Annotated in this window: 12 protein-coding genes; 9 read left to right on the top strand and 3 right to left on the bottom strand. The window is 64.0% G+C overall.

Annotated features, from left to right (window positions below):
- Positions 1–29 precede the first annotated feature (29 nt).
- The 7 genes from VGT77_RS06015 to VGT77_RS05985 all read left to right on the top strand — a co-directional run bounded on the left by VGT77_RS06015 (position 30) and on the right by VGT77_RS05985 (position 6,562).
- Positions 30–788: an SGNH/GDSL hydrolase family protein gene (locus tag VGT77_RS06015; protein ID WP_327460572.1), complete on the top strand. Its 759-nt coding sequence runs from the start codon at positions 30–32 to the stop codon at positions 786–788.
- A 191-nt stretch (positions 789–979) separates the two neighbouring features.
- Complete coding sequence (locus VGT77_RS06010; RefSeq protein WP_327460570.1) at positions 980–1,210, top strand: acyl carrier protein; 231 nt, start codon at positions 980–982, stop codon at positions 1,208–1,210.
- Positions 1,203–1,928 carry an SDR family NAD(P)-dependent oxidoreductase gene (locus tag VGT77_RS06005; protein WP_327460568.1) on the top strand — a complete coding sequence of 242 codons (726 nt, stop codon included), beginning with the start codon at positions 1,203–1,205 and terminating at the stop codon, positions 1,926–1,928. The genes VGT77_RS06010 and VGT77_RS06005 overlap by 8 nt, the downstream gene beginning before the upstream one ends.
- On the top strand, positions 1,925–3,304 hold the full coding sequence (locus VGT77_RS06000; protein WP_327460566.1) for an AMP-binding protein: 1,380 nt from the start codon (positions 1,925–1,927) through the stop codon (positions 3,302–3,304). The genes VGT77_RS06005 and VGT77_RS06000 overlap by 4 nt, the downstream gene beginning before the upstream one ends.
- A complete protein-coding gene (locus tag VGT77_RS05995; RefSeq protein ID WP_327460564.1) occupies positions 3,301–4,383 on the top strand; it encodes an acyl-protein synthetase in 1,083 nt (360 codons plus the stop codon). The genes VGT77_RS06000 and VGT77_RS05995 overlap by 4 nt, the downstream gene beginning before the upstream one ends.
- Complete coding sequence (locus VGT77_RS05990) at positions 4,380–5,597, top strand: acyl-CoA reductase (RefSeq protein WP_327460562.1); 1,218 nt, start codon at positions 4,380–4,382, stop codon at positions 5,595–5,597. Before VGT77_RS05995 ends, VGT77_RS05990 begins: the two co-directional genes overlap by 4 nt.
- Positions 5,594–6,562, top strand: coding sequence for a hypothetical protein (locus VGT77_RS05985; RefSeq protein ID WP_327460560.1), 969 nt, complete (start codon positions 5,594–5,596; stop codon positions 6,560–6,562). Before VGT77_RS05990 ends, VGT77_RS05985 begins: the two co-directional genes overlap by 4 nt.
- A gap of 12 nt (positions 6,563–6,574) precedes the next feature.
- On the opposite strand, the gene VGT77_RS05980 is transcribed toward VGT77_RS05985, so the two are convergent.
- Complete coding sequence (locus VGT77_RS05980) at positions 6,575–8,116, bottom strand: hypothetical protein (protein WP_327460558.1); 1,542 nt, start codon at positions 8,114–8,116, stop codon at positions 6,575–6,577.
- Positions 8,117–8,527: 411 nt separating this feature from the next.
- Between VGT77_RS05980 and VGT77_RS05975 the strand changes: the two genes are divergently transcribed.
- The gene (locus VGT77_RS05975) at positions 8,528–10,798 is read left to right on the top strand and encodes a S8 family serine peptidase (protein ID WP_327460556.1); all 2,271 of its coding nucleotides are present in this window, start codon (positions 8,528–8,530) and stop codon (positions 10,796–10,798) included.
- A 15-nt stretch (positions 10,799–10,813) separates the two neighbouring features.
- Here VGT77_RS05975 and VGT77_RS05970 read toward each other — a convergent pair whose 3' ends face one another.
- Together VGT77_RS05970 and VGT77_RS05965 are read right to left on the bottom strand one after the other, a co-directional pair.
- The gene (locus tag VGT77_RS05970; RefSeq protein ID WP_327460555.1) at positions 10,814–11,182 is read right to left on the bottom strand and encodes a response regulator; all 369 of its coding nucleotides are present in this window, start codon (positions 11,180–11,182) and stop codon (positions 10,814–10,816) included.
- Entirely contained in the window at positions 11,175–13,565 is a 2,391-nt protein-coding gene (locus tag VGT77_RS05965) for a sensor histidine kinase (protein WP_327460553.1), read from the bottom strand. The genes VGT77_RS05970 and VGT77_RS05965 overlap by 8 nt, the downstream gene beginning before the upstream one ends.
- A gap of 104 nt (positions 13,566–13,669) precedes the next feature.
- Here VGT77_RS05965 and panB point away from each other — a divergent pair, with 104 nt between their 5' ends.
- Positions 13,670–14,527 carry a 3-methyl-2-oxobutanoate hydroxymethyltransferase gene (panB, locus tag VGT77_RS05960; RefSeq protein WP_327460551.1) on the top strand — a complete coding sequence of 286 codons (858 nt, stop codon included), beginning with the start codon at positions 13,670–13,672 and terminating at the stop codon, positions 14,525–14,527.
- Positions 14,528–14,546 lie beyond the last annotated feature (19 nt).

The raw sequence follows: 14,546 nt of genomic DNA, 5'->3' as shown, positions 1-14,546 counted from the left end.
AAGTTCGCGGCCCCAAGAAAGGGTATCGTATGGCCGCAACGGTCGGCTCGATCACCAAATGGTGCGCCCTGGCTCTAGCTGGGCTGATACTCACCTATGCAGTTGCATGGACTGGCTACCGGTCGATGAAACTGAGTAAACTTCGTCCAGTCGAACTGCCGGATATGGCCTCTTGGCGTGGGTCTGAGACAGCTTCCTGCCGTGCACTGTTCGTCGGCGACTCGCGGGTGGCGCACTGGCCGCTCCCCTCTCCATCTGGTTGGACAGTGGGAAAGCTCGGATATCCAGGGCAGACCACAGCGAACATCCTGCGCGCAGGGCTTAAGGAAGTGAACCGGACGCGGCCTCATGCCGTTATTCTGCTGCTGGGTGGGAACGACGCCGTCGCGGCTAGCTTCATGCGCGGAGAGCGGCGTGACGCCCAGGTGAGAGCTTCGCTTAAGGTGTTCGATTCCTTCGTAGGTGAAGTCAGAAGACGCGGCACGCGAGCTATCATGATCATGACGATCGTTCCGTCGATTAAACCGCCCTGGTGGAAGCGTTTACTACTGGGTTCAGCTCCGACCGAACTCAGCCACACCATCAACCTCGGCCTCAAGGCCCTCGCCGCGCGGCGGGGAGCACTGATGCTCCATCCAGCTGATGTGCTGCTGACGGAGAGAGGCACCCTGCGCCCCGGATACAGGCGCGACGACGCGCACTGGACGCCTGCGGCATACCGGGCTCTGGACCGCCAGGTGCTGGAAGCACTCTCCTCCGCGAGAATAGGCTGCCAATTGCCCCGTTGACAGTTTGGTCCCTAGCCGCTGTTGCGCGGTCCGAGCGGCGACCGAGAGGGCGTTGCTAAACGACTCTGTAACTCTATGGTGCCAACGCCTCACACCTCCATGGCCGGCTGCCGAAGAGCGTGAGCGACAATCTCGATCGGAACGGGTGAAGCCTTCGGGCAACACCAGGCATGACATGAAAGGACCTGTTCTTGGACAAGCTCCACGGCCTTGTGGCCAAGGCTCTGATGATATCCGAAGACAAAGTCACCGACGCGCTCGAGTATAACAGCATTCCCGAATGGGACTCGGTGGCGCACATGGCGATGGTGACCGAGCTTGAGGATGCGTTTGAGGTGATGCTGTCGACCGACGATATCGTTGCCATGTCCTCGGTCGGCAAAATCCGGGAAATTCTCCGGCCTTACGGTGCCGATGTCTGACGATCTCAGCGGCCGGGTTGCGCTGGTCACCGGCGGCGGCCGCGGCATCGGCCTTGCGACCGCCCGCGCCTTAAAAAGGGCTGGCGCGGATGTGTGGGTGAATGTCCGCAGCCCTTCGGCTAAGATGGCAGCTGAGTTTCCGGATCGGATCGTCCAGTTCGACGTGACTGATTCAGCCGCAGTGCGCGCGGGCTTTGTCCAGATCCAGGGAGCCACCAAGCGGCTCGACATTCTTGTCAACAATGCCGGCATCTTGAAGGATGCCGTCATCGAAATGGCGGCCGTCGACACGATCGATGAAGTGCTGCGCGTCAATGTGCGCGGCGTGATCCTCTGCTCCCAATATGCAGTACGGCTCATGGGCCGCGCCGGCGGCGGCTCAATCATCAACGTCGCCTCGATCATCGGCCGGTTCGGCAATGCAGGCCAGTCGGTCTATGGCGCCAGCAAGGCAGGTGTGATCGGCGCGACGCTGAGCCTGTCGAAAGAACTGGCCAAGCGCCAGATTCGGGTGAACGCGGTCGCGCCAGGCGTAATCGACACCGACATGATCGCGGCGCTGCCGGCAGAAAAGCGTGAGGCGCTGGTCGCCGGGATCGGGATGGGCCGGGTCGGCACGGCCGAGGACGTAGCCGATGTCTGCCTGTTCCTGGCGTCAAACGCCGCCAGATACGTAACCGGTCAGGTGATCGGAGTGGATGGCGGCCTAGTAATATGAACGCCTGGGCGCAGTTGATCGAGAGCCATGGCGGCCGACCTTTCGTCGATGACGATGAGGGCCGCTCCTTCAGCTATGCGGACGCCCTGTCCTATGGCCGCGCACTGCTTGCTCCAGTCGGCGACCAACGCGCCTTTGTCGTCCTCCTTTGCTCCAACGCGGCACCCTCGATAGCCGCCTACCTTGCTCTGCTCGCTTCCGATCATGCCGTATTGTTGGTCGAGCGGGATCTGGCGGCCGAACGGCTGACCGCCTTGCTCGGCCTTTACAGTCCCGATGCCGTTGTCGATCCGCTCGACGAGACGCCGGTTCGCAGGTTGAGAGGCGGCACGGAGCTCCATCCCGACCTGGCGCTTCTGCTTTCTACTTCGGGAAGCACGGGATCGCCGAAACTTGCGCGGTTCACCTCATCTGCAATCCGGGCCAACGCCGCGTCAATCGCCGAATATTTGAACCTCACTCCCGACGAACGGCCGCTGCTGCACCTGCCGACCAGCTATTCCTATGGCATGTCGGTCATCAATTCCCATCTGCTGGTCGGCGCACCGCTTTCGGTCACCGCCTGTTCGCCGATGCAGCCGGGCTTCTGGGACCGCCTCTCGGCCGTGGAAGCGACATCCATCGCAGGCGTTCCGTTCCACTACGACATGCTGCGACGGTTCGGAACTGCGAAGCTTGAGCTGCCGCACCTGCGCACCCTCACCCAGGCCGGTGGAAAGCTGGCACCTTCGCTCGTGAAGTTGTTCGGCGGCTGGGCGCAGCAGACCGGGCGACGCTTTTTCGTCATGTACGGCCAGACCGAAGCCGGTCCGCGCATCTCCTATTTGCCGCCGGAACGCGCGGCGGAGGCCCCCGAAAGCGTCGGCATCGCCATTCCCGGCGTCGAGCTCAGCTTGCTCGACGATGCTGGCCAGCCGATCGAGGAAGCCGGGGTCGCTGGCGAGCTCGTCTGCCGATCTCCGGCCATCATGATGGGCTATGCGCTGTCGGCGTCCGATCTCTCGCGAGGTGACGAGCAATGCGGGCTGCTCCGTACCGGCGACGTGGCCCAGCGGAGCGAGGATGGTCTCATTACCATTGTGGGGCGGAGTGCGCGCATGGTGAAGCTCTACGGGGTTCGCGTGAACCTGGACGATGTCGACGCGCTCCTGCTGTCGCGGGGCTATCGTGCGGCCGCCTTCGGCGGAGACGACCAGCTGAAGATCGCTGTCGAGGGTGCCGATCCGAAAGTCGTGAGGGCCCTGATCATCGAAAGCTTCTCCTTCCCGCCGCGGGGCTTCGATGTGCGCAGCCTTCCGGCGATACCGCGCGCTGCATCCGGCAAGGTCCTGTATGCAGACATTGCTCGCCACTGGGACGACGGGCTCGCAGCATGATGGGCGGGCAAGAATTATTTGGCGGCCCCGCCTATGGTCTGGATCGTGCGGCCAAAGGTGCGGCTCTCGCTGCGGTCCTGCAGGAGTTGACCGAGCATCACGCCCGCAATTGCGAGCCCTATCGCAACATCTTGCAAGCCTATGGGCCCCGGCCCACCGGCGGCGTCGAGGACATTCCCTTCATTCCGGTTCGTCTTTTCAAGCAGCTGGATCTCCGCTCCATTCCGCAGGAAAGCGTGTTTAAGACGCTGACTTCGTCAGGCACCACCGGCCAAACGCCGTCCCGCATCTACCTGGATGCCGAAACCGCCGGCGCGCAATCGCGCGCCTTGGCCAAGATCGTCACCGATTTCATCGGCCCGACCCGCCTGCCGATGCTGATCATCGACCATCCGAGCACGGTCAAGGATCGCCGTACCTTTTCGGCGCGCGGCGCCGGCATTCTCGGCATGATGACCTTTGGCCGGCAGCATGCCTATGCGCTTTCGGACGAGACAATGGAGCTCGATTTCGATCAGCTGGACGGGTTTGCCGAGCGCCATGCCGGCCAGCCGATCGTCGCGTTCGGATTCACCTTCATGGTCTGGCGCTATTTCCTGCAGCAGCTCGAGCGGGCCGGACGAAAGCTCCCGTTCGAAAATGGTATATTGTTCCACAGCGGCGGTTGGAAGAAGCTCGAGGACGAAGCTGTTTCCAACGAGCGCTTCAAGGAAGCGGCCGCCGAGCTGGCCGGCTTCAGCCGTGTGCATAATTTTTATGGAATGGTCGAGCAGGTCGGCTCGGTCTTCATGGAATGCGAGGCCGGGCGGTTGCACACGCCCGCCTTTGCCGACCTTATTGTTCGCGATCCGCTCAATTGGGCGCCGCTTGCCATTGGCCAGGAGGGGATCATCCAGGTCCTCTCCATCCTGCCCCGTTCCTACCCGGGCCATTCGCTGCTGACCGAAGATCGCGGCGTGATCACGGGGGAAGACGATTGCCCGTGCGGCCGGCTGGGCAAGACCTTTCGAGTGCAGGGGCGCATTCCGATGGCGGAGCTGCGCGGCTGCTCCGACACCCACGCGGCGCAGGCATCGTGAGCGCACCCGCCCCGATGAACGCGATCCAGGTCGTCGCTCCGGCAGGTGGCAGCGTCGAGCGGGTGTTCGCTGCGCGCTCGGCGGCGCCGTTTTCCCCCGAGCGACTGGCCTTCGTGCACGAGCTTGGCCGTGCGATCATGCGCAGTCCGGAAGCGCGAGCGATGCCGGAACTCGTCGCGCTCGGCTTCTGGGCACGCCCGGCAAACGTCCAGCAGATGATCCCGCAGGCGAACGACACCGGGCTGCTTCGCCTCGCGCGCGGGCTCGCCTTTCACATCGCGCCGGCCAATGTCGACACGATCTTCGTCTACTCGCTGCTGCTTTCGGTGCTCGCCGGTAACCGCAACATCGTGCGGATTTCCAGCAAGGAATCCGAACAAACCGGTTTGCTCCTTCGCTTGATCCAAGACGCGCTGGAGCAGGTCGGCCCGGATACTCGCGAAAGCCTGGCCATTGTCCGCTATGAGGCGGACCGCGCTATCAATGATTATCTGTCGGCTCGGTGCGACCTGCGCCTTGTCTGGGGCGGCGACGCGACCATCGCGACGCTGCGGCAAAGCCCACTTGCGCCGCACGCGACCGAACTCAACTTCCCGAACAAGCTTTCCGGTGCGGTAATCGATGCCGCCGGCTGGCTCGCGCTGGCGGATCGGGACGAGCAGGCGCGGCGCTTCTCCAACGATGCGCTCTGGTTCGGGCAGCAAGCCTGTTCATCGCCGAGGTTCATCTTCTGGCGCGGCCCTGAAGCACTGGTGCAGCAGGCAGCCGAGGACTTCTGGACTAGGGTCGAGAGTGCGGCCGCCAAAGCGGACTTGCCGTGGTCACCGCGCGCTGCGGTCGACAAGCTTGTGGCCGAGCAGCTCCAGGCATCGCGCGGCGGAACCCGGATCCGGTCGACGATGAGCAATCGGGTGCGCGTGATCCAGGCCAGGAGTTTCGAGACGGACGACTGCCTGGGTGCCGCGGAAGGGTTTTTCGTCGAGGCCCGCATTGATGCACTGCACGACCTGCTGCCGCTGGTGCAGCGGCTTTGGCAGACGATCGTATCGATCGGCGTACCTGCGGCGGACTGGCAGGCATTCCTAAGCGAAGTGCGTCCACATGGTATCGACCGGATCGTGCCGGCGGGCGCGGCGCTCGATTTCAGCAAGGTCTGGGACGGTCAGGACTTGTTGGACGCGATGACCCGACGAGTCGATCTCTCCCGCCTATGACCGCTCATCCGACCGCCAAAGCACGCAGCGTCGACAGCTTCCGCGGCGACACGCAGGCTCTGTCCGAGCTTATCCGAACCAGCTGGGCAGAGAATGATCAGGCGCTGATGTACGAACCGGAGTTCCTCGAATCCGTCCTTCGCTATCCCGGAGCGGGTCCGGAGCTGGCGCCGACAATGTATGAGGGGGAGCGGCCACTGGCCTTCGGGGCGGCCTTTCCCCGTCGTGCCCTGATGAACGGCCGCGAGCTTCGCCTGGGACTCGGCGCAATGATAACCGTCGCACCTGAGCTGAAGGGCTTGGCCGGCGGCCTCATTCTCCGCGAAACCGCCCGGCGCGTGCGGCAGGCCGGGCTCGACGGCATGATCCATTATGCGGTCGAAGGCGATCCGATGGCGCCGATGCTGATCCCGCTCTGCCGGGCGATGCGGCTACCCACCGCGAAGGTCTTTACGGTCGGCTATTATACGCGAATGCTGTTTCCAAAGCCGGCCATCGATCACGGCGGAGACCCGGATGCGGTCGAGGCGCTGCTGACCCTGTCAGACACCGTTGACGCGCCGTTTCGACGTGTGTGGACCCGCGAAGAGGCCGAGTGGCAGTGCTGCCGGCGTGTTGGCGCCGTATCGCTACGCTATTCCGTCGAAGACAGGTTCGGAGTGGCCGCCGGATACATCCAGAAGCTGGCCGATCCGCCGCAGCCCGCAGCCTTGTTCATCGACGATCTCCACTGGGGAACGCTGACGGAAGACGAGCGGCTGGATATGATACAGGCTTTGTTGGCGAAAGCGGCGGCACGGGGTGCCCGGCTTGCTGTCGTGCCACGCCTGCGCTTCTTCGACGAAGCCCCGCTCCTTGCCGCGAAGTTCAAGCCTTCCAACCGGGCTATCCATGCCTTCCTCTCCCTTTGGCACAGCGAGCTCCCGCAAGAAGAGTTCAAAGCCTATTATATGGACGTTTGGTAGCCGCGCCTGAACCTACCGCGTCGACACGCGCGCCTTGTAGGCAAGAATGTCGCGCACCTGCAGGAGAGCATGGGCGCGAGGAGATGGGTGCGAACCGTCTTTCGAGAATGCCTCGATAATTGGCGCACCCGCTGCCGCTGGCAGCGCGCCACTTCCGATCGTGGCGATGCCGTTCTCTACCCCGAGCACGATCACGCGGGCGAACCTTCCATCCAGCAGGGACGACCGATACTGCAAGACCATGCCCGCTTGAGGGGGCGCCGTGAGCGACAGCGTTCTGGCCCCCTGCTCCACACCAGAGCTCAACTGAGCCCGGTAGGATGAAGGCGGCTGCGGAGTGCCGAACTCGGCGCCACCGTTCGATGAGGCAGAGCCCGTCCACTGGGTGAAGCTGTCTTCGATCAGTCCTTGCTTCCGCAACCATGCGTTCTTGGACGGCACCCCCTTGTCGCTGACCAGTGTGCGCAATCGCGGGACCATGCCGTCAGGGCTGCGAAACGCCGGCAGCAGCACGAACCTTCCATCGGAGTTGAAAGCGCCGCCATTATTCCCCTCATTATAGACGATCGGTCTGCCCCAGCGCGCCTTCAGCTCGGTCAGGAGCTGAGCAAGCGATCTCTTCCCAGTCTCGAAGTCACGGGGAATCGAGTTCAGCAGGGGTTCGACGATCACCTTGTCGAACGGCCAGTCACCAGTCTCCGCCTTGACGAGATCCAGCGCAGCCCATTTGCCGTCGTTATACGGGCTGACATTCACAAGGCTCTCGAAGTTGCCGCGTTTGTTGAGGAAATAAGCGCCGGGCACGCCGAAGTTGCAGATGGCGAAGCGTTTCGTGGGCCGGCCTGAGACCGGCTCTACCGTGCTATTGTCGTCCAGCGCCCGATCGATTGCGCCAAAGGCACCGCGGTTGCTCCAGTTTCGAGGAGCGAGGTCGTCATCGGAGCCGTACATGGTGCCCGACGGGCCAAGCCCGAGATAGGCAACTGTATTGCGGGCGCCTTGCCCGATCATCATGATTGGCGCGAGAAATGGGCCTCGGCCATTCGCCAGGCGCGGCAAGGGATTCTCCGGTGCTCCGCTGGCACGGTCGTGCCAGGCGGGACCCTCTGCAGAGTCTTGATCCTGAAAAATGCCGGCGGCTCGCTCGAACGATTTCGGATTTCCTGCGACATTGGCCGCCAGGGCTCCCGATGGAACCTCCAAAGCCTCGCCCGAAAAAGCATAATAGACGCGGCCGATTACATGCGTGTTGGCCGGAATTTCGACTCCGATCGCCGGGCTCAGCCAGGCGGAACGGGAACCGTCGAGAGCGGCCATGCCCGAGAAGGACGCGCCCGGCACTTCGATCCACCTTGGGTCCTTAAGCCAGGACGTGTAGATCAGCACTGAACGGATCGTCACACTCCCGCCCCTGATGAACTGGTCTCCGTCCGGGGTCGACCAGAAGCCGGGGAAGAGAAAGCGGGGATTACGCAGGATGTAATCCGGGCTCCAGGTCTGGAACTGCGACGCGCCGGCCCTGACGATGCTGCCGTCTACCGGCAAAGATCTCACCGGGAGCCTGAACCTGGTCGACGCACACCGATATGGTCCCCCACCTTTCAGCGCCGGGGCGCTAGACACCGGCTTGGGCTGGGGTGATTGCGTTCGCGCATAATGGCCATAGGCGAAGAAGAGAAGAATGGGTGCGCTCAGCGCCAGTGCCAGTTTCATCAGCCTGTCCATTCTTCGGGCGCTCGACGCAGAGCCCGATCATTAGGTCGGGCCCGTGCCCAAGTCGATTCAGCCGATGTCCGAAAGGTTGGGCTCAGCGCACGCCAGTCGAATTTCCGAACGGTTCCGTCGCTTCATCGCGACAGCATCGCACTTGATCGCTAAGTCATTACGGCCCTGTATTCGATTAGGGTTTCGGTAGGCGAAGGGTTGGCTATGAGGCCCAGGCTTTCACGAGCGGGGACATAGCAGATGCCGAGATTTACCGCGGGCCGCGTCGAGCGGTTCGACGTGCTGACCACACGCACCTTCAGCGAAGTGACCGAGGAGCTGTCGCTCACTCCCTTCGCCGAACGCGTGGCGGCGGCGGCAACCGTAACGGTGGATGCGATCAGCAACGACACCGACTATCTCGCCGGCAAGATGTGGGGGATGTACGGCGACAAGACGACGCCGGTGAACATCTATGGCAGCCAGGCCGGTGAGGCGTGGGCCGCCGGCCATGTCGGCTCGATGAAGGTGGCGATCGGCGTCATCGACAGCGGCGTCGATTACACCCATTCCGACCTCTATTCGAACATCTGGCTGAACCAGGGCGAGATCCCGTTCGCGATGCGGGGCCTGCTGGTCGATACCGACCAGGATTCGGTCATCACTTTCCGCGACCTGAACTCGGTCGTGAATGGCGGGTTCGTCACCGACCTGAACCTGAACGGCCGCATCGATGGCGGCGACCTGCTGAAGGACGCCCGCTGGGCGAACGGCGTCGACGAAGCGGGCAACGGCTATGTCGACGACCTGATCGGATGGGATTTCGCGAACGAAGACAATGACCCGTATGACGATCAGGGCCATGGCACCCATGTCGCCGGCACGATCGGGGCGCGGGGCGGCGACGGCATCGGGGTGGCGGGCGTCGCCTGGAACACGCAGATCGTGGCTTTGAAGTTCATGGACTCGACGGGCTCCGGCTATTCCGACGCCGCGGCACGCGCGATTGACTATTTCACGACCGCCAAGAGCAGCAACTACGGCATCGATTTCGCCGCCACCAACAACAGCTGGGGCGGCGGCGGCTATACCCAGCAGCTGCAGGACGCGATCAACCGCGCGGCCAAGGCCGACATCCTGTTCGTCGCCTCTGCCGGAAATGGGGGGTCGGATGGGCTCGGCGACAACAACGACGTGATCGGCTATTACCCCGCCAATTACTCAACCCAGGCGGCAGCGGGCTTCGATGCGGTGATCTCGGTCGCTGCGATCGCCTCCAACGGCACGCTCGCGGGCTTCTCCAATTATGGCGCGGCTACGGTCGACATCGGCGCCCCTGGCGTCGGCATCTATTCGACGCTGAAGGGCGGCGGCTGGGGCTATATGAGCGGCACCTCCATGGCCGCGCCCCATGTTGCTGGCGCGATTGCGCTCTTCTCGGCAGCCAATCCGGGCTACAGCGCCGCACAGATCCGCGCCGAGCTGCTCTCGTCCGGTGCCGCCACGGCGTCGCTCGCCGGCAAGACGGTGACAGGCAAGCGGCTGGACGTGGCGGAGTTCGTAGCCGTCAACGCTCCTGCTCCGAGCCCCACTCCGACGCCTGCCCCCACGCCGACACCCTCACCGTCGCCAACGACGCTTTACGGCACAGTCGGCAATGACACGGTGCGCGGCACTTCGGCAAGCGAGACCATCTACGGCATCGCCGCGTCGGACGCGAAGCTGGGCACCGGCGCGCGCGATTATCTCTACGGCGGAGGCGGTGCCGATGTGTTCGTGCTTGGAGACGCGCGCGGCCTCTTCTACGATGATAAGCTTGCCGCTTCGAACGGCCGCGCCGACTGGGTGATGATCAGGGATTTCGGCGCCGACGACCGCATTCAGCTAAGCGGCGCGGCGTCGAACTATATTCTGCGGACAGAAACCCTCAGCGGCATTGCGGGCACAAGCATCTTCCGCGACGACAATGGCAACCAGAAATATGACAGCTACGACGAGTTCGTAGGCCATGTTTCGGGCTCCGCCGTCGCGCAGGCGCTCACCAAGGATTATCTGGTGTTCAGCGGCGCAACGCCCGTACCCACGCCCTCGCCCACGCCCACGATCTACGGCACTTCCTACAATGACGTGCTGAACGGCACCGCGGCCAGCGAGAAGATCCTTGGTATCGCCAGTGCCGACACAGCGTTGGGAACCGGTACGCGCGACACCGTCTATGGCCGTGGTGGAGCGGACCTCTTTGTGTTGGGCGACGCTCGCGGCCTGTTCTACGATGATCATCTCGCCAACTCCGGCGGACGCGGCGACCATCTACTGATCCGCGACTTCGATACGGATGACAGGATTCAGCTGACCGGCGACATTTCCGATTACATCATCCGGACGGAAACCATCAGCGGCATCACCGGCACCAGCATATTTCTCGACAGCAATGCAGATGCCCGGTGGGATGGCTATGACGAGTTTATCGCTCATGTTGCCGGGCCGACTGCGCCAGCCTTGCTGACGCCTGACTATTTCGTCTTTGTCTAACGCGACGCGAGGACGCTATTCGGCGCTTGCCTGGCCGATAGCGTCCTCGAGCGCCTGGCGGATGTCGTCGAGACCATAGGGCTTGGTGACGGTCGGCGACTTAGCAAAGCGGGGTGGATGTTCGCTATCGCCATAGCCGGTGGCGAAGATGAAGGGGATGCCGCGGGCGGCTAGCGCATCGGCGACTGAGTAGCTGCGCTCGCCGGCGATGTTGACGTCGAGAATAGCTGCCTCGCAGGCGTGGCGGTCGAGAAGGTCCAAAGCCTCGGCGACGCGAAAGGCTGTGCCGCACACGCGGCCGCCCATCGTCTCGACCATGTCCTCCAGGGCGAAGCCGATCACCGGCTCGTCCTCCAGGATGAGAACTGAGCGGCCGTCAAGCACCCTCTGCGCCTTTCGGTAGCGGAGCGACCAGTTCGAAGCGCAGCCCCAATTGCTCGAACGAGAGTTTCGCCTCCCCGCCGAGTTCAGCGGCCAGCCCGCGCTCGATCATGCGGCTGCCAAAGCCGCGGCTTTCCGGTTCTCGCACGGGCGGCCCGCCCTGCTCAGTCCAGGTCAGGCGCAGTCGAGGCGGCTCGCCTTCCGTTTCCCAGCACAGGCGGACGCGGCCGCTCTCGACCGATAGGGCACCATATTTGAGCGCATTGGTGCAGAGCTCGTGGATTGCCATGGCAACCGAGACGGCGGTCTGAGGACGCAGATTGACCGAAGGCCCTTCGATCTCCACCCGCGTCGCCTGAGCACCCAGCGCGGCGAGCACCGACGTTTCGACAATGCGGGCCAGATCGGCCTGCTCCCAGCTCTGCCGGGTGAGGAGATTGTGAGCGGCCGCAAGCGCCGCCAGACGAGCTTCGAATGCGGCGCGGCAGATATCCACCGGCCGTCCGTCGCGGAAACTCTGCTGAGCCAGCGCCTGGACGATCGCCAGCGTGTTCTTCACGCGGTGGTTGAGCTCGCCGACGAGCAGTTTCTGATGCTCTTCCGCGCGCTTGCGCTCGGTGATGTCGATGAATGCCCCGACCGCGCCCTGAAGGCTGCCATCAGGTCCGCGCAATGGCACCGCATTGCCGAGCAGATAAATGGAGCGGCCGTCAGCCAGCTCAACGCGCTCCTCGTGCATCCAGAGTTCCTCGCCCCGCGCGGCACGCTGGACCGGCAAGTCGTTCGGCGAGAGCTCGCGGTCTTCGGCATCGAACACGCGGAACGGCAGGCCGGTGGCCGAGGCGCCGCTTTTGGAAAGATTGGCGCCGGGAGCGATCCCCATCAGGCGGTGGGAGGCGGCATTACCCTCGATGCGCTCGCAGCTCGGATCGGTGGCGATCAATATGGCGGCCGGAGCAGCGTCGAGAACGGCAGCGAAGCGATCGCGGCTGGCGCGCAGCTCCGCTTCCACCTTCTTCAACGGCGTGATGTCCTGCACCAGCGCATACATGCCCAGCACTTCGCCGGAGGGGCTGAAATGAGGCAGGTGCATGACGGCGGTGTCGCGGTGGCCCTGCGGATGCGGGAAGGCGACCTCATATTGCACCGTCTCGCCGGCCAACGCTCTTTCTATCCAAGGCAGGCGCCTCTGGTACATCTCAGGGCTCATGAGGTCGGCGAGCGGCCGGTCCAGCAACTCGCTCAGCGGCCTTCCGAACCACTCCTCATAGGTGCGGTTGAGGAATCGGAAGCGCTTGTCCCGGTCCACATAGGAAATGAGCACCGGCATGGCATTTGAAATGTCGCGCAGCCGTTCTTCCGTCGCTTCCCGCTCCCGAAAGGCGCGTTCCAGGGTCTCGCCGACGGCGTCCACTTCCGGAATGCGCGTGCGCCTGAACGCACCCGCGTCCCCCGCGGCGAATCGATTGGCAGCCAGCGCAAGGCTGGTGATCGCATTGGACAGGCGATTGCCGAGAAACAGGGCCAGGCCGACCGCGAGGATGATCAACGCCGCAGCGACCACCAGTCCGGAGCGGAGCAACGGCCCGCGATAGGTTGCGAGCTGTTCGCGGGGTACGGCGACGATGAAGCTGTACCCTGAGGCCGATCGGCTGAATGAGGCGACGGTCGGGATTCCTTCGAGCGAGACGCTGTCCTTCACGCCTTCGCCGCTTCGGGCCAGCGCGGCGCGCAGGTCCGCGGTCGCCGGCTTGCCGACGAACCGCTCCGGCGCGGCGCTGCGCCATACGACTGTGCCGCTGCTGTCGATGATCGTTGCAAAGCGGGAGCGCGGGATGCGCTGCCGATCCAGGATCCTCTGCAGAAAAGAAGGCTTGAACACGACGGAGAGGTGATGGTCGACCCTTCCGCCCCGCCGCACGGGTACGTCGACGCACAGTATCTGTTTGCTGACAATGCCCTGAGTCAGGTCGCAAATATGCGTCCTGCCCCGGTCCAGCGTCTTAAATGCCTTGATCGGGGGCCTCCCCGTAAGCAGCGGCGCGCCGGCGGGAAGGCGGGTATTGACCAGTTGCTTTCCCCGCCGGTCGCCGATGACGATCCAGGCGTCAGGTCCGGCAAGCAAAGCCCTCGCGCGACGGTCGAATGCCGCATAGTCGCCCCGCTGCAACGCCTCGTCGCCGGCCAGCGCCAGCAGCATCGTCTCGAACTGCCGCAACTGGCCCTCGACCACCTGCGACAGGGCGCGAGTGGTGTCGAGCAGCTGGATCTCGGCGCGCTGCCGCGCCAGCAGATTGATCTCGCGGACGACATAGGCGGCAGCCGCCAGGGTGAGGAGCAGCAGCAGCCCGGTCGCGAGCAGAAAGCGTTGTCGTAACCAACCCACCGGAGCGCCCCTTCGCGGCCGTTCCTAAACATGTTTTCGCGTTCGACAATCGGCCAAGTACGCCCGCTTTTGCTCCCTGCGGCCGATTGGCCTAGAGCGCGGCCATGTCCACGACCTATACGCTCGATACGGCGACCAGCCGCGCCCACCCCACGCCTGCGCCGATGAAGCGGCTGACCGTGCCGGCAGTGCGCGCGCGCAAGGGCGGCGAGCCGCTGGTGATGCTGACGGCCTATACCGTCCGCATGGCACAGCTGCTCGACCCGCATTGCGATATCCTGCTGGTCGGCGACAGCCTGGGCCAGGTGATCTACGGCCTGCCCTCCACCCTGCCTGTCAGTCTTGAGATGATGTGCGCGCATGGCGCCGCCGTGGTCCGGGGCAGCTATCACTCGGTCGTCGTCATCGACATGCCGTTCGGATCATACGAAGCGGCGCCCGAGCTGGCGTTCGAAAGCACCGCGAGGGTAATGAAGGAAACAGGCTGCGCGGGCGTCAAGATGGAAGGCGGCCAGGCGATGGCGGAAACGGTCGAGTTCCTCTCCGCCCGCGGCATACCTGTGATGGGCCATGTCGGCCTGACGCCGCAGTCGGTCAACGCGCTGGGCGGCTATGGCGCGCGGGGCCGGACGAATGCCGAACATGCGAGCATCCTCGACGATGCTCGCGCCATCGCCGAAGCGGGCGCCTTCGCGATCGTGGCGGAAGGGGTGATCGAGCCGCTTGCGAAGGAGATTGCGGCGGCCGTCTCCTGCCCGGTGATCGGCATCGGTGCGTCGGCCGACTGCGACGGCCAGGTGCTGGTCACCGAGGATATGCTCGGGCTTTTCGAACGCACGCCGCGCTTCGTCAAACGCTATGCCGATATGGCCACGCTCGTCAGCGACGCCGCCGCGGCTTATGCGGCCGATGTCCGCTCGCGGTCTTTTCCGTCCGCTGAACAGGTCTACGCGCCGAAGTAGCCGCTTCCGTTCCGGCAAG

It is taken from the genome of Sphingomonas sp., assembly GCF_035944535.1.
In the GTDB taxonomy this organism is placed as follows: domain Bacteria; phylum Pseudomonadota; class Alphaproteobacteria; order Sphingomonadales; family Sphingomonadaceae; genus Sphingomonas_B.
Note: the sequence above shows the minus strand (reverse complement) of the source record. Positions and strands in the feature narration are given on the sequence as shown.

Bases quoted from the DNA above. Each gene is read 5' to 3' on its own strand.
- panB (WP_327460551.1), top strand. From the start codon at position 13,670: ATGTCCACGACCTATACGCTCGATACGGCGACCAGCCGCGCCCACCCC.
- VGT77_RS06000 (WP_327460566.1), top strand. From the start codon at position 1,925: ATGAACGCCTGGGCGCAGTTGATCGAGAGCCATGGCGGCCGACCTTTC.
- VGT77_RS06015 (WP_327460572.1), top strand. From the start codon at position 30: ATGGCCGCAACGGTCGGCTCGATCACCAAATGGTGCGCCCTGGCTCTA.
- VGT77_RS05985 (WP_327460560.1), top strand. From the start codon at position 5,594: ATGACCGCTCATCCGACCGCCAAAGCACGCAGCGTCGACAGCTTCCGC.
- VGT77_RS05995 (WP_327460564.1), top strand. From the start codon at position 3,301: ATGATGGGCGGGCAAGAATTATTTGGCGGCCCCGCCTATGGTCTGGAT.
- VGT77_RS05975 (WP_327460556.1), top strand. From the start codon at position 8,528: ATGCCGAGATTTACCGCGGGCCGCGTCGAGCGGTTCGACGTGCTGACC.
- VGT77_RS06005 (WP_327460568.1), top strand. From the start codon at position 1,203: ATGTCTGACGATCTCAGCGGCCGGGTTGCGCTGGTCACCGGCGGCGGC.